Annotated in this window: 17 protein-coding genes; 5 read left to right on the forward strand and 12 right to left on the reverse strand. The window is 64.0% G+C overall.

Annotation, left to right across the window (positions count from 1 at the left end):
* Window positions 1-4: 4 nt before the first annotated feature.
* From ACNQP3_RS16165 to ACNQP3_RS16175, 3 genes are all read left to right on the forward strand, one after another.
* Window positions 5-2,620: a PD-(D/E)XK nuclease family protein gene (locus ACNQP3_RS16165; protein ID WP_264317303.1), complete on the forward strand. Its 2,616-nt coding sequence runs from the start codon at window positions 5-7 to the stop codon at window positions 2,618-2,620.
* Window positions 2,617-5,808: a UvrD-helicase domain-containing protein gene (locus ACNQP3_RS16170; protein WP_264316213.1), complete on the forward strand. Its 3,192-nt coding sequence runs from the start codon at window positions 2,617-2,619 to the stop codon at window positions 5,806-5,808. The genes ACNQP3_RS16165 and ACNQP3_RS16170 overlap by 4 nt, the downstream gene beginning before the upstream one ends.
* Before the next feature lie 79 nt (window positions 5,809-5,887).
* A complete protein-coding gene (locus ACNQP3_RS16175) occupies window positions 5,888-6,187 on the forward strand; it encodes a hypothetical protein (RefSeq protein ID WP_264316214.1) in 300 nt (99 codons plus the stop codon).
* A gap of 35 nt (window positions 6,188-6,222) precedes the next feature.
* On the opposite strand, the gene ACNQP3_RS16180 is transcribed toward ACNQP3_RS16175, so the two are convergent.
* From ACNQP3_RS16180 to pedF, 10 genes are all read right to left on the reverse strand, one after another.
* The gene (locus ACNQP3_RS16180; protein ID WP_264316215.1) at window positions 6,223-7,887 is read right to left on the reverse strand and encodes a NahK/ErcS family hybrid sensor histidine kinase/response regulator; all 1,665 of its coding nucleotides are present in this window, start codon (window positions 7,885-7,887) and stop codon (window positions 6,223-6,225) included.
* On the reverse strand, window positions 7,871-9,034 hold the full coding sequence (gene ercA, locus ACNQP3_RS16185; RefSeq protein ID WP_012272743.1) for an alcohol dehydrogenase-like regulatory protein ErcA: 1,164 nt from the start codon (window positions 9,032-9,034) through the stop codon (window positions 7,871-7,873). The genes ACNQP3_RS16180 and ercA overlap by 17 nt, the downstream gene beginning before the upstream one ends.
* 89 nt (window positions 9,035-9,123) lie before the next feature.
* Window positions 9,124-9,396, reverse strand: coding sequence for a pyrroloquinoline quinone biosynthesis peptide chaperone PqqD (gene pqqD / locus ACNQP3_RS16190; RefSeq protein WP_012272744.1), 273 nt, complete (start codon window positions 9,394-9,396; stop codon window positions 9,124-9,126).
* A 51-nt stretch (window positions 9,397-9,447) separates the two neighbouring features.
* Complete coding sequence (gene pqqA / locus ACNQP3_RS16195; protein ID WP_071984777.1) at window positions 9,448-9,519, reverse strand: pyrroloquinoline quinone precursor peptide PqqA; 72 nt, start codon at window positions 9,517-9,519, stop codon at window positions 9,448-9,450.
* Window positions 9,520-9,718: 199 nt separating this feature from the next.
* The gene (locus ACNQP3_RS16200; RefSeq protein ID WP_012272745.1) at window positions 9,719-11,239 is read right to left on the reverse strand and encodes an aldehyde dehydrogenase family protein; all 1,521 of its coding nucleotides are present in this window, start codon (window positions 11,237-11,239) and stop codon (window positions 9,719-9,721) included.
* Window positions 11,240-11,365: 126 nt separating this feature from the next.
* Window positions 11,366-13,153, reverse strand: coding sequence for a PQQ-dependent alcohol dehydrogenase PedH (pedH, locus tag ACNQP3_RS16205; RefSeq protein WP_012272746.1), 1,788 nt, complete (start codon window positions 13,151-13,153; stop codon window positions 11,366-11,368).
* Window positions 13,154-13,361: 208 nt separating this feature from the next.
* A complete protein-coding gene (locus tag ACNQP3_RS16210; protein WP_264316216.1) occupies window positions 13,362-14,303 on the reverse strand; it encodes a quinoprotein relay system zinc metallohydrolase 1 in 942 nt (313 codons plus the stop codon).
* Window positions 14,304-14,341: 38 nt separating this feature from the next.
* Window positions 14,342-15,103, reverse strand: a complete 762-nt coding sequence (locus ACNQP3_RS16215) for a quinoprotein dehydrogenase-associated SoxYZ-like carrier (RefSeq protein ID WP_012272748.1) — start codon at window positions 15,101-15,103, stop codon at window positions 14,342-14,344.
* 8 nt (window positions 15,104-15,111) lie between these two features.
* A complete protein-coding gene (locus tag ACNQP3_RS16220; RefSeq protein ID WP_012272749.1) occupies window positions 15,112-15,987 on the reverse strand; it encodes a substrate-binding periplasmic protein in 876 nt (291 codons plus the stop codon).
* Window positions 15,988-15,992: 5 nt separating this feature from the next.
* The gene (gene pedF, locus ACNQP3_RS16225) at window positions 15,993-16,454 is read right to left on the reverse strand and encodes a cytochrome c-550 PedF (RefSeq protein WP_264316217.1); all 462 of its coding nucleotides are present in this window, start codon (window positions 16,452-16,454) and stop codon (window positions 15,993-15,995) included.
* 254 nt (window positions 16,455-16,708) lie between these two features.
* On the opposite strand from pedF, the gene exaA reads away from it, so the two are divergent.
* Together exaA and ACNQP3_RS16235 are read left to right on the forward strand one after the other, a co-directional pair.
* The gene (gene exaA / locus ACNQP3_RS16230) at window positions 16,709-18,604 is read left to right on the forward strand and encodes a quinoprotein ethanol dehydrogenase (RefSeq protein WP_012272751.1); all 1,896 of its coding nucleotides are present in this window, start codon (window positions 16,709-16,711) and stop codon (window positions 18,602-18,604) included.
* A gap of 67 nt (window positions 18,605-18,671) precedes the next feature.
* Entirely contained in the window at window positions 18,672-19,331 is a 660-nt protein-coding gene (locus tag ACNQP3_RS16235) for a pentapeptide repeat-containing protein (RefSeq protein WP_060493517.1), read from the forward strand.
* A 66-nt stretch (window positions 19,332-19,397) separates the two neighbouring features.
* Here ACNQP3_RS16235 and ACNQP3_RS16240 read toward each other — a convergent pair whose 3' ends face one another.
* Both ACNQP3_RS16240 and ACNQP3_RS16245 read right to left on the reverse strand, forming a co-directional pair.
* A complete protein-coding gene (locus tag ACNQP3_RS16240) occupies window positions 19,398-20,036 on the reverse strand; it encodes a response regulator transcription factor (RefSeq protein ID WP_012272753.1) in 639 nt (212 codons plus the stop codon).
* Window positions 20,036-21,310: a histidine kinase gene (locus tag ACNQP3_RS16245; RefSeq protein ID WP_012272754.1), complete on the reverse strand. Its 1,275-nt coding sequence runs from the start codon at window positions 21,308-21,310 to the stop codon at window positions 20,036-20,038. The genes ACNQP3_RS16240 and ACNQP3_RS16245 overlap by 1 nt, the downstream gene beginning before the upstream one ends.
* Window positions 21,311-21,359: the final 49 nt, after the last annotated feature.

Here is a 21,359-nt window from a genome sequence, read left to right on the forward strand (position 1 = left end):
TGAAATGCTCATCACGTTCGGAATGCAACTCGACGGTCAGCGGGCTACACAGCCCGGCAATCGGCTAGGCGCCCTGACAGTCGGGCCACAAGGTTTGCTGGACATCCTCGAAGGCCAGCTGGGCCTGCTCGCCGTGCGGCCATGTGCAGCGCAGCGCGCAGCCGCGTACCGCGCCTGCCTGGCCCAGTGCGATAACGGGCGACGCTTCTATCACGCCAGCTTCAGCGCCGACGAACTGGGCGTGGCAGCCACGCTGCTGGCCTGGCGCGACGACTTGTACCTCCACGGCTGGGACGGACGCGCAAAAGCAGTTGCCAGCCAACGGATCAACGACCTTGCCGAAGTTGAAGCCGATGCTTGCGAGGTCGTGCCACCGTCCATCGGGCAACGACTGCAACAGGTTGCCGAAGCGTTGGCCGTTCGCCGCGCCTGCATTACCAACGTGTACCTCAGCGATGCATGGGAGGTGTACCCCCTGGCCTGGCAACGGGTGCTGCAACGGCTGCCTCACGCGCAGCTGCCTAACCCGTCGGGTGCTGCACCAGGTTTTCTCGGGCAGTTGCAGGCGGTGTTGCGCGACAGTGTTGCAGGCGCGCCCGTCTCCCCCGTGCCCTGGCAGGATGACGGAAGCGTCCGGGTGGTTCAGGCGCAGACCCGAACGCTGGCCGCTACCTGGCTCAGCCGCACATTGCCCCAAGGCCGGCAGACGCTGCTGGTGGCCACTGCCGACGGCGCCTGCCTGGACAGCCACCTGGCAGGTGCGAACCAGGCCCGGCATGGCCTTTCTGGCAGCAGCATTCTGCGGCCGGCCTTGCAAGTCTTGCCGCTGACGATGGAATTGCTCTGGGCACCGCTGAATTACCCGGTGCTTCTGCAGTTCCTGACCCATCCGATCAACCCCGTTCGGCTGTTTGCCCGCCGCCAGCTGGCAGCCAAGATATCCAGCATGCCCGGCATTGTCGGGGCCGAATGGGACAGGCTGCTCGAACGCATCAGCGCGTACTACGGCCCTGACGCGCCAAGTGTTCGCACGTCTATCGAACATTGGCTCGAAGCACCCACGTTTTCCCCTGACACGGGTGCTCCGCTGAACGAAGTGCAGGTGCGCGTTCAGCGCTTGCAAGCGTTCTTTCAGCTGCGCCTGGGGCACCAGGACCCAGCACAGCGCCAGGCAGCGCAGGCCGGCCATGGCCAATGTCAGGCAGCGCTGCAGGCACTGGCCGCCCTCGAGCAGCAAGGTGTCGAGTTCCTGCGCCCACGGCAGTTGCAGCAGGTTGTCGAGCAAGCGACTGCAAACGGTTCGGACAACCCGCTGCTGGCGGCACAGGCCGGCGCCTACCTGACCGTCACTCGCCCGGGTGCAGCCATCGAACCGGCCGACACTGTGACATGGTGGAACCTGGCCATGCCGGCGTTGCCGGCACGCTCCCCGTGGTCCAGAGCTGAAAGCCGCCAATGGGCAGACCTGGGTGTCGCCTTGCCCGACAGCACCGCGCAACTGGCTCAGGCAGCCCAGGACTGGCTGCGTCCCGTCCTGGCAGCACGGCAGCAGTTGACACTGGTGCTGGCGCCGCCCCAGGAAGAGCCCCACCCGCTCTGGCAGTTGATCGAAACGGTCGTCAGCCAGCCGCACGTGCACGCATTGGAGGACCTCATGCTCGCGCCAGGGCCGTTGTGCCAGGCACAAACCCTGCACGCGCTGCCGCTACGCAAACGCTGGTGGAAGCTGCCTGCCGGCACCCCACTGGCTGCGCCAGAGAAGGCTTCGTATACAAGCCTTAACCTGTTGCTGTTCAACCCTTACCACTGGCTGCTGCAGTACGGTGCCAGGATCCAGGCCAGCAACAGCCCCAGCTTGAGCGACAGCTATCGACTGAATGGCGCGCTCGCACACCGCCTGGCCGAGCGCTTTTTCAACGTGCCGGACGCGCTGACGATGTCCACTGACGCGTTCGATACCTGGTTCGCCACGCACTTCGAGCAGGTGGTGCTCGAGGAAGGGGCGGTCCTGCTGATGCGCGGCCGTGGCGCCGATCTGGCAACACTGCGCCACCGCGTACGTCGCGCAATGATCCAGCTGCGCAGCCACTTCGCACGGGCCAATGTCGTGGCTGTCACCACTGAGCAGCCACTGGCCGGCACCTTCGTGGGCGGTGCGCTGGCAGGCTCGGCAGACCTGGTAGTGACCACCGCAAACGAACTGCGTGCGGTCGTCGACATGAAGTGGGCCGGTGGCAAGAAGTACCCCGACCAACTTCAGGCCAACCGCCATCTGCAACTGGCGATCTATGCCGAACTGCTGCAGCAGCAGACCGGCTCGGTGCCATCCGTGGCGTATTTCATTCTGGAGCCTGCACGCTTGCTGACACCGGACGACCGCGTGTTCGCCGACGCGCAACAGGTGCCTGCCAACCCCCCAGGCAACACCCGCGAGCTGTGGCAGGCCTTCATCAAAGCCTGGAAATGGCGGCAAGGGCAGCTTGCCGATGGCCACTTCGAGCTGGCACTGGTAGGCATCGAGGAGGACGAGGCTTCCCAGCCACCGGCGCATGCACTGGCCATGGAATACCTCAAAGAAGCCTACAACGACTACCTGAGCTTGGCTGGATGGGAGCAATGAGCATGTCCGACAACCCGCGCATCACGTTCATCAGCGCTGGCGCTGGCAGCGGCAAGACCTATCGGCTCACGGAGCTTTTGTACCAGGAGCTGACCAGCCAACAGGTGCAGCCAGAGGGCATCATCGCCACCACGTTCACCCGCAAAGCCGCTGCCGAGCTGCGCGAGCGCGTGCGCAGCCACCTGCTCGACAAGGGGCAGGTCGGCCTGGCCAGCGCTATGGGCCAGGCACGCATCGGTACGGTAAACAGCCTGTGTGGCCAGTTGCTCGAGCACTTCGCCTTTGAAGCCGGCATGCCACCGCAACAGCGCGTGCTGGAAGAAGAGCAGGCGAAGGTGCTGCTCAACCAGGCCGTCGATAGCGTCCTTGACGGTACGCGCATGGAGGCGTTCCTTGCCATCAGTCGGCGCCTGGGGCTGGAGGTTACCCTGCAGCAGAGCGACCTTCCGAGTGACAGCTGGCAAGACGCACTACGCCGACTGCTGGATCAGCTGCGCAGCAATGACATTGACCTTGAGCGCGCGCGCGACTTCGCTGCGCGTAACGCCCAGGACCTGCTTGCGCACTTCCCCAGCGTGACCAGCAGCGATCTGGACGCTGAGCTGCTGCGCACCCTTCCCGATGTGCTTGCACTGCTGCAAGCCGCCAACAGCAAAGTCAAGCTGACAGCAACGTACATCACCTTGCTCAAGGACTTCCAGCGTGAGCTGCAGCAAGGCAATGCCCGCTGGAGCGACTGGGCAAAGCTGGCTAAAACGGCACCGGAAGCCAAGCTGACACCGTTGGTGGCCGGCGTGACCGAAAGGGTACAGCGCTATGCCGAGCACCCGCGCCTGCACGCCGATCTGAGGGAATACCTGGACCAGATATTCAACCTCGCCATCGATGCCTTGCAACTGTACAGCCGTAACAAGATCGAGCTGGGCGTGCTGGACTTCGCCGACCAGGAACATGCGTTGCTCAGATTGCTGGACAACCCCGCGGTCATCGAGGTGCTGGAGCAAGAACTGGACCTGGTCATGGTTGACGAGTTCCAGGACACCAGCCCTATGCAGTTGGCGATTTTCCTGAAGCTTGCCCGCATCGCCAAGCGGGTTTACTGGGTAGGCGATATCAAACAGGCGATCTACGGTTTTCGTGGCAGCGACTGCGCCTTGATGCAAGCCATCCTTGGCGCTTTGCCTGGCATGGGCGGGGTCAAAGAGGTATTGCCCAAATCCTGGCGCTCGCGCCCTGAGCTTGTCGAGTTGACCAACGAAGTGTTCACCCAGGCGTTCAGCAACAGCCTGTCCGCCGACGAGGTCCGGCTCACGCCTACTCGACAGGACCCGCTTGGCGGGCCCGCCTTTGCCAACTGGATACTCGATGGCAGCAATGCCGAGCAGCAGACCTGTGCACTTGCCGAAGGGATAGGGCAACTGCTCGAAAGCCGCTACCAGGTGTTCGACAAGACCACCCAGCAGGCCCGTGACCTGCAGGCTGGCGATATCACCGTGCTTTGCTACTCCCACAGCAATGTGGCCAAGGTAGCGGCGGCCCTGGCCGCCGCAGGCCTGCCCTGCTCCACCGCCCAGCCCGGGCTGCTGGCAACGCCAGAAGCGACACTGGCGCTGGCCTGCTTGCGCCGGTTGAATGACCCGACGGATACCCTGGCCACCGCCCAGATCGTCTCCATGACCAGCGCCGAAGAACCAGAAAGCTGGGTTGCAGAGCGCTTGCACTATCTGCACGCCGGGCACCCGCAAGGCCAATGGCGAGAACAAACAGTCGATGCGCATGCAGCACATCCGCTGGTCGCCGAACTGGCACGGCTACGTGCCGACCTGCCATTGCTGACGCCGGTCGAGGCGCTGCAGCGCTTGATCGCCGAATGCGACTTGGCCCGTTGCGTAACGGGCTGGTCGACCACGCCGGCACAGGCGCAGAAGCGCCTGGCCAACCTGGACGCGTTGCTTGAACTGGCGCAACGCTACCAAGACCTCTGTCGCAATGGGCTGGGGGCGGCATCGATTTCCGGGCTGGTGCTCTGGTTGGGGCAAACCGCCGGCGCGGGCAATGATGCGCTGGCAACCCCGGCCCTGGATGCGGTCCGGGTGATGACTCACCACGCCAGTAAGGGCCTGGAGTGGCCCGTGGTCATCCTGATGGACCTGGCGCGGGACGTTGGCGAGCGGCTGTGGTCGGTTTCGGCGCAATCCGACAGTGCCCTGGACCCGAATGATCCATTGCGCGACCGCTTTATCCGTTACTGGCCGTGGCCACTGGGCAAGCAGAAAAACGTGCCGCTGGCGGACACCATCGGCAAAACCCCCGCTGCCAAGGCGTGCCGCGATGAGGCTGTCGAGGAAGCCAAGCGCCTGCTGTACGTGAGCATGACCCGCGCCCGTGATTTTCTGGTGATTGCTCGTTCCAGCAGGCGGTTGACTGGGCCGTGGCTAGATTGCGTCCAGGCTCCATGGCTGACGACCGAAGCAGGCACACATGAATTGCAGCTGAAAAGTGGAACAACCGTGCGCGTCGAGCATCGCACGCTTGGCGCCGGCAGTGCGCCAGTCATTGCAACAGCCACCACCAACCAGCTGCACTGGTTTGCGTCCCCCGACAGCGTTACACCTCGATTGCCACTTGGGGTGCAGCCTTCGGCCACCCAGGCCAGCGCGCTTGCTGGTGCACAGGAAACCTGCCGTATCGGTAGCCGCATCACCTTGCAAGGCAACCCGGACATGAGCGCAGTAGGCACTGCGATTCATGCCAGCCTTGGCCTGTCGTTCAGCGACCCGGAGCGCCCGATAAGCCAGGACGAGGTTAACCGATTGCTGCGGGGCCTGGACGTACTCGAACACGTCGATGCCCGCCAGGTACTGGCCCAGGTGACGGCCTTGCATGCCTGGATTGCAAGTCGCTGGCCCCACGCCGACGCGGAGGCTGAATACCCGGTACAACAACTGCTGGATGCCGGCCAGGTACTGGATGGCCGCATTGACCTGCTGTTGGCCACCCCAGAGGGTTGGGTGTTGATCGACCACAAGTCCAACCCGGCACCCGAGGCGCAATGGCAGCGGCTGGCGGCAACGCACGCGGGGCAGTTGCAGGCCTACGCCAAGGCTGTGGAGGCCGCATCAGGCAAGCCGGTGACAGAGGCCTGGCTGTTCTTGCCCGTAGCTGCCGGTGCCGTTCGCGTGTTCTGAAAACCAGCCACTTGCAAGGTTTGCAGATAGACTCAGGCGGCCTGACTGAGCAGGCCGCCCCATTTACCAAGGAAAGAACATGACGTTGTACGAATCCATTGTCCTGGAAACCCGTAATGGCGCTCTGGGAGATACTTTCGAGCTTCAAGAGCTCACGTCCGAGCACCGCCGGGTAATGTGCCCGAACGGGCCAGCGCTGGTCGAAAAGTATCGAATCGGTTTCGAGTTTTTCATGAGAACAGCAATCGGCACCACCATCGCCAACTATGCCCGTGACGCTCACAGCGGCGCAGGCGGCTACAACGTCAACAAGGGCGCCGCCGCCAAATTCCTGCGCGTGGCGCACAGTACCTACAAGGTTCTCGCAGACGATCAATAGCCGTAACTGCAACCTCACACCGGGGCTTTAGCGAATTACCCCAGCAACTGGCTCAACACCGCGCGCAACTTCCCCGGTTTTACCGGTTTGTTCAGCAATGGTGCGCCAAGCTTGTGCAAGGCCCGCCGGCATTGATCGCTGCGGTCGGCGGTGATGATCACCGCCGGTATCGGCGCGGCAAAGTGCTCACGCAAGTGCCTGACCACCTCGCAGCCCACCACACCATGGTCCAGGTGGAAATCCGCCAGGATCAGCTCTGGAGCGCGCTCTTGCAAGGCCTGCAAGGCGCCTTCCTGGTCGGTTGCGGTTACCACTTCACAGCCCCACTGCCCTAGCAGCGCGCCCATGCTTTCAAGGATGCTCACCTCATTGTCCAGCACCAACAGGCGGCGGCCCGGCAGCGGGTTGCCGACGCTTGGCAGCGGCACGGCCTGGTGAGCGGCCAGGGGCGCCGCTTTACCAAGCGGCACTTCGATGCTGAACATCGAGCCACGCCCAGGCCACGAACGCACTTCGATCCGATAGCCGAGAATCTTGGCGATCCGTTCTACGATCGCCAACCCCAGGCCCACGCCCTTGCGATCCGCCGCGCGGCCAACGTCCAGCTGGTTGAATTCGAGAAAAATGGCCTGCAGCCGATCCTGCGCAATGCCCCGCCCGGAATCCCACACCTCCAGCCGCAAATGGCCGCCGCGGCGCCTCGCGCCGAGCAGGATCCGCCCCTGGTCGGTGTACCGGCACGCGTTGCTGAGGAAGTTGCGCAGGATACGTGTCAGCAACCGCAGGTCAGTGCAGATGGCATAGTCGGCTATGCGCGCATGCAGCTTCAGGCCTGCAGCATCGGCGACCGAGCTGAACTCCGAGACCAGCGGCGCGAACAGCTCATCCAAGCGGTACACGGCTACGTCCGGCTTGACCGCCGCCTGGTCGAGCCGAGAAATGTCCAGCAGGTCGGTCAGCAGGTCTTCGGCGCCTTCCAGGGCCTGGTGGGTGCGCTCCACCAACACATGCTCGGCCTCTGGCAACGGCCGCTCGCGCAAGGTGGAGATCAGCAGGCGCGCAGCGTTCAGCGGTTGCAGCAGGTCATGGCTGGCGGCGGCGAGGTATTTGTCCTTGCTGCGGTTGGCCGCCTCTGCGGCATCACGCGCCTCCAGTAATTCATCGGTACGCGCAGCAACCCGCTGCTCCAGTTCGTCATTGAGCTGTTGCAGGCGCTGCTGGGCCAGTTTGCGTTCGGTGATGTCGGCGACAAACCCCTCTACTATGCCCTCCTGGCCGGGCTTGAGCAGCAGGTTCATCAGCACATCGAGGTGGCTGCCGTCCTTGCGCCGCAAACGGGTTTCGTAGCCATGCAGGCTGTGCTCGCGGGCGAGGATAGCGGTAATGGCCTGCAACTCCTCGGTGCCGCCGTCAAACAGGTGTGCGGCCAAGTCAGTCAGGGAAAACAATACCGCTTGCGGGTCGTCGTAACCGAGCATGCGCGCCAGCGCCGGGTTGGCGGCACGCATGCCGTCCTGCAGGCTGGCCTGGAAAATCCCGTGCACGGCGTTTTCGAACAGCCACTTGTAGCGGTTGCGTTCGGCCTCCAGTTCGTCCAGACGGGCGGAAAGTTCCGGGTAGTGGCTTTTGCGCGCCGAGTGGTCGCCCAGCCCCAGCAGCCCGGCCAGCGCCCGTTGCTGCTCGTCAGAGGGCCTCGCCATAGACCACCTCAACATCACGCTGGCTCGACGCACGGGGGTTGGTGAGGATGCACGGGTCATCCATCGCATGTTGCGACAGGAACGGAATATCGGCAGTACGCACCCCATGCAGCCCCAGGGTTTCATGGAAGCCGATGGCGTGCTTCAGGGCAATCAGGTGCTCCACCAGGCGGCCGCAGATTTGCCGATGGTTGAGGCCACGGCAGTCGATGCCGAATACCTCGGCAATCACTTTGAAACGCTCGGGTGCCGAACTGTAGTTGAACGCCACCACGTGCTCCACCAGCACCGCGTTGCACAAGCCATGGGGCAAGTCGAGGAACCCGCCCAGGCTGTGCGACATGGCATGCACCGCGCCCAGAATCGCATTGGAGAACGCCAGCCCCGCCTGCATGCTGCCGAGCATGATCTTCTCGCGCAGGGCAATATCGGTGGGGTTTGCAATCATCTCCACCAGGTTGCCATTGATCAGGCGCATGGCTTCCAGCGCATGGGGATCGGTCAGCGGGCCATGGCCGGTGGAGACGAAGGCCTCGATGGCATGCACCAGCGCATCGATGCCGGTGCAGGCCGACAGGAACGGGTCCATGCTCAGGGTGGTTTGCGGGTCGATCAGCGACACGTCCGGCACCACCGCCTTGCTGACGATGGAGAACTTCATGCGCTCCTGCTGGTTGGAAATGATCACGAACTGCGACACGTCCGCCGAGGTGCCGGCGGTGGTCGGGATCAGGATCAGTGGCGGGCTGGGCACGCGGATCATATCCACGCCTTCGAACTCGAGGATGCTGCGCCCGTGGGCGACCACGATGCCGATGGCTTTGCCGCAATCCATCGGGCTACCGCCGCCAACGGCGACGATAACGTCACAGTGGTTCTGCCGGTAGATCTCGGCGCCGAGCATTACCTCTTCGACTCGAGGGTTGGGAGACACGTCGGTGTACAGGCAGTAGTCGATGCCCTGGGCCTGCAGGCTGGCCTCCACATCCGCCACCCAGCCGGCGGCGATCACGCCGGGGTCGCTGACCACCAGGACCTTGCGTGCACCGAAGGTCTTGGCGTAATTGGCGACATTGTGCCGGCAACCGGCACCAAAGATGATTTCAGGCGATACGAACTTGCGAAGCGGGCTGAAACTCTGGCTCATCGGAAAGCCTGTTCTTATTGTTCTGGAAGGTAACCGCCAGCGTAAAGCATCCGGCCGCGAAAGCAACCAGACCAAAGCGGGGCCACGGTTCATTCGACCCAGGCCTTGGCGCGGGCCACCTCCAGGAACGCCAGCACGTCCTCTTCGAGCCCTGCTGCGCTGGGGAAGCGTCTTGCCAGGCGATCTATGATGGCAGCCACGCTACGCTGGCCGTCCAGCAGCTCCAGTACCCAACCGGCACTGGCGTTGAGCTCGATGATGCCTCCGGGGTACAGCAGCACATGGCAAGCCTGCAGCGGCTCCCAGTGCAGGCGGAAACCTTTGCCCAAAGCCAGTGTGTGCTCGCGATCGATCAGCTTCACAGGGGCATCGGCACTGAAGGCCCGGCCACCGATGCGGTGGCCGGGCAGGCATCAGCGATTGGCGAAATACATCGTCACTTCGAAGCCAATGCGCAAGTCGGTGTAAGCGGGTTTATTCCACATCGGGCAAGTCCTCTTCTTGTGCCGGAGAATTCCGGTAGAAGCATTAATGCACGGGGGCGGGCTGGGCCGAATGCTACTTTGGAACGAGCTTACGGGGTGCGTTGGTAGGGGGCCTCTTCGCGGGCACGCCCGCTCCCACAGGCCTGCAGTTGTGCGGTCCCTGTGGGAGCGGGCGTGCCCGCCAAGCAAGCGGCGTGGTTTAGAAGAAGCCCAACGGGTTGATGTCGTAGCTCACCAGCAGGTTCTTGGTCTGCTGATAATGGTCGAGCATCATCTTGTGGGTCTCACGGCCAACACCCGACTTCTTGTAGCCACCAAACGCTGCATGCGCCGGATACAGGTGATAGCAGTTGGTCCATACCCGCCCGGCCTTGATCCCCCGGCCCATGCGGTAGGCGCGGTTGATGTCGCGGGTCCACAGACCGGCGCCCAAGCCGAATTCGGTGTCGTTGGCGATCGCCAGCGCTTCAGCTTCGTCCTTGAAGGTGGTCACGCCCACCACCGGGCCGAAGATTTCTTCCTGGAACACGCGCATCGTGTTGTTGCCCTTCAACAGGGTCGGCTGGATGTAGTAACCGCTTGCCAGGTCGCCCTGCAGCCGCTCGGCACTGCCGCCAGTCAGCAGCTGCGCGCCCTCCTCCTTGGCAACCTGCAGGTACGAAAGGATCTTGTCGTACTGTTGCTCGGAAGCCTGGGCACCGACCATGGTCTCGGTATCCAGCGGGTTGCCACGTGTGATCTTGGCGATTTTCTTCATCACCTCGGCCATGAACGGCTCGTAGATCGATTCCTGGATCAGCGCCCGCGACGGGCAGGTGCATACCTCGCCCTGGTTGAAGAACGCCAGCACCAGGCCTTCGGCGGCCTTTTCGATGAACGCGGGCTCGGCCTGCATGATGTCTTCGAAGAAGATGTTCGGCGACTTGCCGCCCAGCTCGACGGTGGACGGGATGATGTTCTCGGCCGCGCACTTCATGATGTGCGAACCCACCGGGGTGGAGCCGGTGAAGGCGATCTTGGCAATGCGCTTGCTGGTAGCCAGGGCCTCGCCAGCCTCGCGGCCAAAGCCCTGGACGATGTTCAGCACACCGGCCGGTAACAAATCGGCGATCAGCTCGGCGAAAATGGTGATCGACAGGGGCGTTTGCTCAGCCGGCTTGAGCACCACGCAGTTGCCGGCGGCCAGCGCCGGGGCAAGCTTCCAGGCGGCCATCAGCAGCGGGAAGTTCCACGGGATGATCTGCCCGACCACGCCCAACGGCTCATGGATGTGATAGGCCACGGTGCCTTCGTTGATCTCGGCGGCACCACCTTCCTGGGCACGGATGCAACCGGCGAAGTAACGGAAGTGGTCCGCCGCCAGCGGCACGTCGGCATTCAAGGTTTCGCGCACGGCCTTGCCGTTGTCCCAGCTTTCGGTGACGGCCAGCACTTCCAGGTTCTGTTCGATGCGGTCGGCGATTTTCAGCAGCATCAGGGCGCGGTCTTGCACCGAGGTCTTGCCCCAGGCTTGAGCGGCGGCATGCGCGGCGTCCAGGGCGCGGTCGATGTCCTGGGCAGTGGAGCGCGGGAATTCGGCAATCGGCTGGCCATTGACCGGCGAACTGTTGGTGAAGTATTGGCCAGCCAGCGGCGGCACGAACTCGCCATTGATGAAGTTGCCGTAGCGTGGTTTGAAGGACACGACGGCACCTGGAGTTCCGGGTTGTGCGTAGATCATGCTGAGCCTCTGCGGGTCGATGCCTGTCCCACGACAGGCGATGGACCGATGGTAAAATGCCCCGCGTGCCGGGCGAATGCATCGTTGGCAGCGGGGCTCTCGTCATTTGGTAGTAGGGTTACAGCGTTATGGCTGAGCGCTTGCCGTTTGCTGCAACTGTTTGGGCAGTTTGAAGGTCCAGAGCATGCCGCCCTGGTTGAAGTCCTTGACCCGCTTGGCCACTTCGCCGCCCCACAGCGGCACCGCACCACCCCAGCCGGAAACCACCGAAACGTATTGTTCGCCGTCCATTTCCCAGGTCACGGGCGAGCCGAGCACGCCGGAGCCGGTCTGGAACTCCCAGACCTTGTCGCCAGTCTTGGCATTGAAGGCCTGCAGGAAGCCTTCCGGCGTGCCGGTGAACACCAGGTTGCCCTTGGTGGTCAGCACCCCGCCCCACAGCGGCGCGTAGTTCTTGTGGCGCCACACTTCCTTGCCGCTGATGGGGTCGATGGCGCGCAGCACGCCGATGTAGTCTTCGTTGAGCGGCTTGATGGTGAAGCCGGCGCCGAGGAACGCCGCGCCCTTCTTGTAGGCGATGCCTTCGTTCCAGATGTCCATGCCCCACTCGTTGGACGGCACGTAGAACAGCCCGGTGTCCTTGTTGTAGGCCATCGGCATCCAGTTCTTGGCACCGAGGAAGGCCGGGGCGACGAACACCGAGCTGCCCTTGGCCTCGCTACCCGGCGCGCCTGGGCGGCTGGCGTCGTTGTAGATAGGCCGGCCATCCTTGTCCAAACCGGTGGCCCAGGTGATCTTGTCGACGAAGGGGAAGCCGCGGATGAACTTGCCGTTGGTGCGGTCCAGCACGTAGAAGAAGCCGTTGCGGTCGGCCGTGGCGGCAGCCTTGACCTCCTTGCCGCCGTCCTTGTAGTTGAACGAGATCAGCTCATTGACGCCGTCGAAGTCCCAGCCATCATGGGGCGTGCTCTGGAAGTGCCATTTGATGGTGCCGTCGTCCGGGTTCAGCGCCAGGCGCGACGAGGAGTACAGGTTGTCGCCGGGGCGCAGGTGCGAGTTCCACGGCGCAGGGTTGCCAGTGCCGAACAGGATCAGGTTGGTTTCCGGGTCGTAGTACCCGCCCAGCCATGGCGCCGCACCGCCGGTCTTCCACAGGTCGCCAGGCCAGGTCTTGCCCGCCTCACCGCCAGAAATACCGTTTTCGATCGCCTTGCCATCCTTGTACACATAACCCATGTGCCCTTCCACGGTGGGGCGCATCCACAGCAGCTCGCCGTTTTCCGGGTTGTACGCCTGGATCTTGCCCACCACGCCGAACTCACCACCGGCAACGCCGGTGATCAGCTTGCCGTTGACGATCATCGGCGCGGCGCTGATGGAGTAGCCTTCCTTGTGGTCGGCCACTTTCTTGCTCCAGACCACCTTGCCGGTGTCCTTGTTCAAGGCCACCAGCTTGGCGTCGAGGGTGCCGAAGAACACCAGGTCGCCGTACAGCGCCACGCCACGGTTGATCACATCGCAGCACGGGCGGATGTCATCCGGCAGGCGTGCATCGTATTGCCACAGCTTCTTGCCGGTGCGGGCGTCCACGGCGAACACCCGCGAGTAGGAGCCGGTCAGGTACATCACCCCGTCCTTGATCAGCGGCTGGGCCTGCTGGCCGCGCTGCTTCTCACCGCCGAAGGAGAACGCCCAGACCGGCCGCAGTTCCTTGACGTTGTTGGCATTGAGCAGGTCCAGCGGGCTGTAGCGCTGGCCCTGCACGCCCAGGCCGTTGGTCACGATCTGCTGCGGGTTCTTCGGGTCCTGGAGGATTTCTTCATTGCTGACAGCGGCGTGAGCCGCGCCGGCAAGCAGCATGGCGCTGAGCACCAGGCTCACGGCGAACAAGGGGCGACGTGGGGATCGGGTCATGACGGCTACCTTTGGCTTTATTGTTGTGTCCGGGAAAATTTCCCGGTGTGCCGAGAATTCTTGGTTGCCTACCCGGTTACCAACAATTGGCCGCAGTGCGGAGATTTCTAGTTCCTTGGTATCGGCTTGGGATTTGCGTGGGGGCACAGATCGAGCGCCGCCCGCGCGGCGCTCGATCTCACAGGCGCAAAAAATGCCATGACGAACCCTAAAAAGCCTCACCGCCCCCATCCACCCGCCGCAGCTGCTGTCGCTCATAACGCGGATACAGATGGCTGACACTGCGAATCAGCTCATACCGCGTCAAGCTGATCCCGGCAAACCTCTCAGGGATGGGCCTGCGAATCATCTCTGCCATGTCATCGCCGCGCGCCGCGCCATCACGCATCAGGCCATCCAGCCAACCCAGGTAGTCACGCATCTGCGCGAACGGCTGCGCATCACTGGCCACCGGGCCGTGGCCGGGCACCAGTTGCTTCCAGGGCAACGCCTGCAAGGTGTCCAGGTCCTTGAGCCACACCTCCAGCCCCGGGCTGTTGGGCGTGGTCAGGGCACGTTCGTAGAACACCAGGTCGCCGGCGAACAGCACGCCGGTGTTTTCATCGAGAATCGCCAGGTCGGCACCGGTATGCCCGCTCAGCGCCAGCAGCCGCAGGCGGTGCCCGCCCACTTCACGCCCCCCCGGCTGCAGCACCTGGGTCGGCAACACCACCTCGGTACCGCGCATCCAGTCGCCAACCAGGCGGTACATGTTTTCGGCCATGGCGTCGCCTTGCTGGCGCAGCAGGTCGCGGGTGCCGGCCAAGGCGCCAATCGGCACATCTGCAAAGGCCTGGTTGCCCAGTACGTGATCAGGGTGATGATGGGTCAACAGCACTTCCAGCACCGGCTTTTCGGTGACGGTGGCAATCGCCTGACGCATCGCTTCGCCATAGCGTTTCGATGGCCCGCTGTCGATGACCACCACACCACTGTCGGTGACGATGAATGCGGTGTTGACCACATTGCCGCCATTGGCCTTGGCAAAATTGTCGGTGCTGCCTTCCAGCAACCAGGTGCCCTCGGCGATCTGCCGGGGAGTGAGCCGGTATTCCAGGTCGGCCTGGGCCGGCAGCCCCAGGCACAGTAGCAATAGCAGGGTCCAACGCATGACGGCGCCTCTGGTCTGGGGTGAAGTCGGGCAACTGCTCAGGGCACCGCTGCCTCGAACTGGTTGCCGCTGTTGTCCTGCAACAACAGCCGGGTTGGCCCGGTGCCGCGGATGTCAAAGCCCAGGTTGGGGTTTTCGCTGACCGCCGGGTACAGCTCGAGGCTCGCCAGGCGCTGGCCGTCGTCGCCTTGCAACTCGGCATGGTTGAGGAAGAACTCGGGAATGCCGCTGACCAGGCCGTTATCCATCGGGTGGGCCACCTGCAGGCGCAGGCGGCTGCTGTCGCCACGCGGGTAGCGCCCGCCCAGCACTTCACCGAGGTGCTCCTCCCAGCCGGGTTGGGTACGGACTACGCTGGGCGCGGTACACCCGCCACCTGCGGCATCAATCAGGGTCGAGCCGACATGCCACAGGCCATCGCGCGTCAGCACGGCGGCACGCAGCGGCGTGGCCTGCTCGATACGAATACGGATCGACAACCAGGGCAGCACGCGCTCGCCAGGCTGGAAGTCGACGATGCGCGGCAGCGGGTTGAGTTCGGCCCAGGCGATGATCCGCACCACCTCGCCTGTGAACGCCCGGGCGTCGATCTCCAGCGGCACCTGCCGCGCGTCCTCGGCAAAGGGCGGCGCCAGCAGTTTTACACGGTCATCGAACACGAACGCTGCCTGGCCCAGTATCTGCTTGTGGTAGAAGTCCCACATGACCGAGGGCACCGGGTCTATGTGGGTGCCCTGCGTCGCAGCCTGGGCCGCCAAGGGCATCCAGCAGGCCAGCAGGAACGTCGCTCGCCAGTTCATGGCCACTCCTATTGATACATCTCCGGGACCTCGTAACGCAGGCCGTAAGTGGCATACATCGCCTTGAGCCGGCCATCACGGATCATGCCCTCGAGGGCCTCCTCCACCGCATAGGCCAACTGCCGGTTGCTTTCGTGCACAGCCATGCCGATTTCCCAGGCTTGCTTGCCAAGGTTCGGGTAGGCGTTTTCCGCCAGGGCCAGTTGCGGGTCGGCGGCTTGGTGCAGCTGCCAGTCGACCTCGCCGCGCATCGCCATCACCGCGTCCACCTGGCCGGCCTGCATCGCGGCAAATGCCTGCTGCACGTTGGGGTAATGGTGGGTCTTGGCGCTGAGCATGCCGTTGAACACCGAGGTCAGGTAGAACGACGGCACGCTGTCGACCTCGACCCCGATCGGGTGCTGCTGGAACACCGCCACACTGGCCACCGAGGCCAGCCGGCGCTGGTCATAGGCCACCTGCCAGCGCTCTTGCTGATAGGGGCCGAACATCACCACCTGGGCGTTTTCCAGCTCGCCCAGTTCGTTGCGCTTCTGCGCGTAATCGTGATCGTATGGCACCCGCATCATCAGGTCGGCCAATTGCTGGTGGCGCAGCGGGCTGCCGCGCCAGATGTAGTCGCGCAGGTCATCGTCGAGCTTTTCTCCAGGCGGTGCCCAAATCAGTTGCAGGCGCACCCCCAAGGCCGTGGCGAGGGCCTGTGCCAGCTCCACATCGACGCCTCGCGGCTGGCCGTGGTCCTGGAAACTGTAGGGTGCGAAATCCTTGTACACCGCCACTTTCAACTCGCCGGCGGCGATGATCGCGTCGTAGTTGCGCACCTGCGCCTGAGCCACCGCGCAACACAGCAGCAGGCCACTCAACAGCACCGTCCACAGGCGCATGGCCGTCACTCCTCGACGTGCACGCTGTCCAGGTAGGTGCGCACCGCCCACAGCGCTTCCTGGCTCAGGTAATCGGCCATCTTAGGCATGTACACGCGGCCGTCGCGCACCGCACCGTGGCGCACCCGCTCAACGAACCACTCATCGCCGGCATCACCGGCATCGAGCATGCGCAGGTCCGGGGCGATACCGCCGGACTTGGCCTCCAGCCCATGGCAGGCCGCGCAGTTCTGGTTGTAGGCCGAGGCGCCGATTTCCACGGCCTTGTCGTGCTCGGGTGAGCTGCGGTAAGGGTTCACTGCCGCCCAACCGTCGCCGTCCAGGCTAACGCCAGCGTCCTTGATCGAGGTCAAGCCCTTGGTCTCCACGGCCTGGGGCACCACGTTGCCATGGGCCCAGGCCGTGCCGGTCAGCACAGCCCCGGCCAGCAACCCTGCAGCAAGCAACACATCGCGTTTTTTTGTCATTGTTATGCCCTCACCATTGCACGCAAAGCCTCAACCACAGAGGCCGTGCCGCCATCTTAGAAACAGCCCGCAGGCGGCCGAATGCTGCTTTGGTGGCCGGGCCTTACTCCCTTGGTAGTAGGGCTTGTGGCGAAGGGCCAATTGAGGTGCCGTGCGGGAACTCTTCCCGGCAAGGGCGGGAATTTTTCCGTATCCCGCAACCACCGCCCCACCCCACCCTGTGCAGGCCAAAACCTCCACTGGGAACTGCAACCATGACAATAAGATCGCTACCCGCCCTTTCCCCTCTGGCCTTGAGCGTGCGCGTCCTGCTGATGGCCGGTAGCCTGGCCCTGGGCACTGTGGCAACAGCGGCCACCCCCTCTGCTGCACCTGCCGGCAAGCACGTCACCTGGGAAGACATCGCCAATGACCACCTGACCACCCAGGACGTGCTGCAGTACGGCATGGGCACCAACGCCCAGCGCTGGAGCCCGCTGGCCCAGGTCAACGACCAGAACGTGTTCAAGCTCACGCCGGCCTGGTCCTACTCCTTCGGCGACGAGAAGCAGCGCGGCCAGGAGTCCCAGGCCATCGTCAGCGACGGCGTGGTCTACGTCACAGGCTCCTACTCACGGGTATTCGCCCTCGATGCCAAGACCGGCAAACGCCTGTGGACCTACAACCATCGCCTGCCCGACAACATTCGCCCGTGCTGCGACGTGGTCAACCGCGGGGCAGCGATCTACGGCGACAAGATTTACTTCGGCACCCTAGACGCGCGGGTCATCGCCCTGGACAAAAACACCGGCAAAGTGGTGTGGAACAAGAAGTTCGGCGACCACAGCGCCGGCTACACCATGACCGGCGCACCGGTGCTGATCAAGGACAAGACCAGCGGCAAGGTCCTGCTGATCCACGGCAGCTCCGGCGATGAATTCGGCGTGGTCGGCCAGCTGTTCGCGCGCGACCCGGACACCGGCGAAGAGGTGTGGATGCGGCCTTTCGTCGAAGGCCACATGGGCCGCCTGAACGGCAAGGACAGCACCCCAACCGGCGATGTCAAGGCGCCGTCCTGGCCAGACGACCCCACCACCGAAACCGGCAAGGTCGAGGCCTGGAGCCACGGCGGCGGCGCCCCTTGGCAAAGCGCCAGCTTCGACCCCGAGACCAACACCATCATCGTTGGCGCGGGTAACCCCGGCCCGTGGAATACCTGGGCGCGCACGTCGAAGGACGGCAACCCGCATGACTTCGACAGCCTGTACACCTCCGGCCAGGTCGGCGTCGACCCGAGCACCGGCGAGGTCAAATGGTTCTACCAGCACACCCCCAACGATGCCTGGGACTTCTCCGGCAACAACGAGCTGGTGCTGTTCGACTACAAAGATAAGGACGGCAAAGTGGTCAAGGCCACCGCCCACGCCGACCGCAACGGCTTCTTCTACGTGGTAGACCGCAACAACGGCAAGCTGCAGAACGCCTTCCCCTTCGTCGACAACATCACCTGGGCCAGCCACATCGACCTGAAGACCGGGCGCCCGGTGGAAAACCCCGGCCAACGCCCGGCCAAGCCGTTGCCGGGTGAAACCAAGGGCAAGCCGGTGGAAGTCTCGCCACCGTTCCTTGGCGGCAAAAACTGGAACCCCATGGCCTACAGCCAAGACACTGGCCTGTTCTACATCCCCGGCAACCAGTGGAAAGAGGAATACTGGACCGAGGAAGTGAACTACAAGAAAGGCTCGGCCTACCTGGGCATGGGCTTCCGTATCAAGCGCATGTACGACGACCACGTCGGCACCTTGCGCGCCATGGACCCGACTACCGGCAAGCTGGTGTGGGAACACAAGGAGCACCTGCCGCTGTGGGCAGGCGTGCTGGCCACCAAGGGCAACCTGGTATTCACCGGCACGGGTGACGGTTTCTTCAAGGCGTTCGACGCCAAGACGGGCAAGGAGCTGTGGAAGTTCCAGACCGGCAGCGGCATCGTTTCGCCGCCCATCACCTGGGAGCAGGATGGCGAGCAGTACATCGGCGTGACCGTGGGCTATGGCGGCGCGGTGCCGCTGTGGGGCGGCGACATGGCCGAGCTGACCAAACCCGTGGCGCAGGGCGGCTCGTTCTGGGTGTTCAAGATCCCTAGCTGGGACACCAAGACTGCACAGCGTTGACCTGCAGCGGGGAGCGGGCCTGTGCCCCTCCCCGCATCAGCCCTTCTTCTGCATAGAGCCTTTCGCCATGAACTACTTACCCTTTGCCTTGCTGTTGGTGCTGTCCCCTGCCATGGCCGAGAATGCCGACGATGCTGGCAACGATGCCCCTTTGACCATCAACGGCTGCGTGATTGCCGAAGCCAGCCAGTGCCCGGGGGCCAACCTGCGCGGCGCCAAGCTGGCCAACCAGGACCTGCGCAAGATGAACCTGGCCGGCGCCGACCTGCGCGATGCCGACCTGCGCCATGCCCAGTTGGACCTGGCCAACCTGGAAAGGGCCCGCCTGCAAGGCGCCAACCTGACCCGCGCCAGCCTGCAACAGAGCAACCTGCGCTTGGCCGACCTGAGCAATAGCAGGCTGGTGGCCATTCAGGGCTGGGGGCTGTTCGCCCAAGGGGCACAGTTTGCCAAGGCCGACCTCAGTGCGGCCTACCTGCAGTTCGCCAGGCTGTCCGGGGCGAAGCTGCAGCAGGCCAACTTGCAGGCGGCGGACCTGGAGATGGCCTGGTTGAGCAAGGCTGATCTACAAGGGGCCAACCTGGGCGATGCCAACCTGCAGGAAGCAAAATTTGGCCAGAGCAACCTGGCCCGCGCCGATTTGCGCGGGGCGCGGCAGCATTACGGGAATTTTCAGGAGGCCAACATGGAAGGGTGCAAAGGGTGCCCTGAGACTTGGGACAAGTGAGCGCAGGGTTCGACGTGGGATGTGTGGCGCCTGGGAGACCGAGCGCCACTTCTGTCATGTCGGCCATCACCCCGCCACCCGTACCACCCCAAGGTCGATCCCCAGGTGCACCAGCTCGGCATGCGAGCTGACCTGCAACTTGCTCTTGAGCAAGGTCAGGTGGTTGGACACGGTCTTGGCACTGATACACAACTGCTCGGCAATCACCCGCATCGGCGTCCCCTTGGCCAGCATCGTGAAAATCTCCAGCTCGCGCTGGGTCATGCGCTGCAACCGTGGATCACTGGCGCTCTGCTGTGACGTGCACGCCAACTGGGTGGCCAGAGGCTGCTCGATGTAGGCATGCCCGGCCATCACCCGCTGCACCGCCTCGATCAACACCTCGGGCGCCGAGTTCTTCGTCAGGTAGCCCGAGGCCCCCGCGTCCAGCGCCTGACGCACCAGCGGCAGCTCGTCGTGCATGCTGAAAAACAGTACCCGCAGTTGCGGCAGGCGCTGGCGCAGGCGGCGGGTGGTTTCCAGGCCACTGATACCGGGCAGGCCAAAGTCCATGATCACCAGGTTGGGGACTTGCTCCTGCACCCGGGCCAGCGCCTCTTCACCACTGGCAGCCTCACGCACCTGCATCAACGGCAGCACCGCCCGCAGCAGGCTGGCGTAGCCCTGGCGGACCACGGCATGGTCATCGACCAACACGATATTCATCACACCTCCTTGGGAATGTTCAGGGCCAGCGCCCAGCCGCCACCCGGGCGGCTGAAAATACGCAGCTCCCCGCCCAGGCTACGGGCGCGCTCGGCCATCGAGTGCAAACCTAGCCCTGGGCGCTGGGGCGGGCGTGCGCCGCAGCCATTGTCGCGAATGAACAGGCGCAAACCCTTGGCACTGCGCTGCAGACGTACCCGCACCTGGCTGGCGCCGGCATGCCGGGCGACGTTGGTCAGCGCCTCCTGCAGCAAGCGGTACAAGTGCGTTCTGCTCGGCCCAGGCAGCGCCGGCAAGTGCTCGCCAACCCGTAGCCGGCATTCGATGCCCTGGCTGGCCTGCCACTGGCTCACCAGCAGGCCGAAAGCCTCGGCCAGCGGCATGTAGTGCAGCGCCACGGGGTACAGGTTGTGCACCAGCGCGCGAAAACCCTGCTGCAAGCGCTCGCAATTGAATTCGAGGGCGTGCGCCGTCTGCGTCACCACCGCAGGCTGATCGGCCACCATGCGCAACAGGCAGAGCTGAGCACGCATGCCGGCCAGGTACTGCCCCAGGTCATCGTGCAGGGTCTGCGCCAGCTGGGTACGCTCTTGTTCCTGCACCGCCAACAGGGCTTGGGTCAGGTGGGCATTGTCAGCCTGGGCCTGCTCCAGCGTGGCAGCCATGCGGTTGAAGTGTTCCGCCAACTGGCGCGCTTCCGGCAGGCCGGCTTCGCGCAGGCGTGCTGTCAATTGCCCGCCTGAAACCTGGCGCAAGGCACCCAGCAATTCCTCCAGCAGGCCCATGGCACGCCGCACCGCCCAGCGGATGGTCAACAGGCTCAACAACAGGGCCAGGCCGCACAGGCTCAGCAGTTGCTGCAGCGAATCCCAGACTTCGTCGATTTCATCCCGCGCATCCACGGCTATCAACACTCGGCGCCCGTCACTCAGCGCCAGCAGCCGACTGCTGTGATCGCGCTCGCCAAACAGCTGACGCCCCAGCCAGGCATCGACACCGCCTTGGTGTGGAAGCTGTGCAGCTTCACCCGGCGCCAGCCAGTGCACCCGCACATGGCGCAAGCGCTCGGTCAGGCCGGGTTGCAGGCTCGCCGGGTCACGCTCGGCAGTGTCGCCAAGGTACGCCACCACGGCTTCGGCAGACTGCAACTCACGCTCGACGTCCGCCACCGCCTGGTGCAACAGCACCCCGGCGCACGCCAGCGTCACCAGGGCAAAGCAGAAGGTGACCCAAAGGTTGATACGCCACAGGGCAGACAGGTTGATGAGGCGCATGGGCGGTTCTCCTCGGGGCGCTGCGGCCCATCGTAAAACCGTGGCCTGC

This window comes from Pseudomonas sp. LFS074, from assembly GCF_047978165.1.
GTDB lineage: Bacteria > Pseudomonadota > Gammaproteobacteria > Pseudomonadales > Pseudomonadaceae > Aquipseudomonas > Aquipseudomonas putida_P.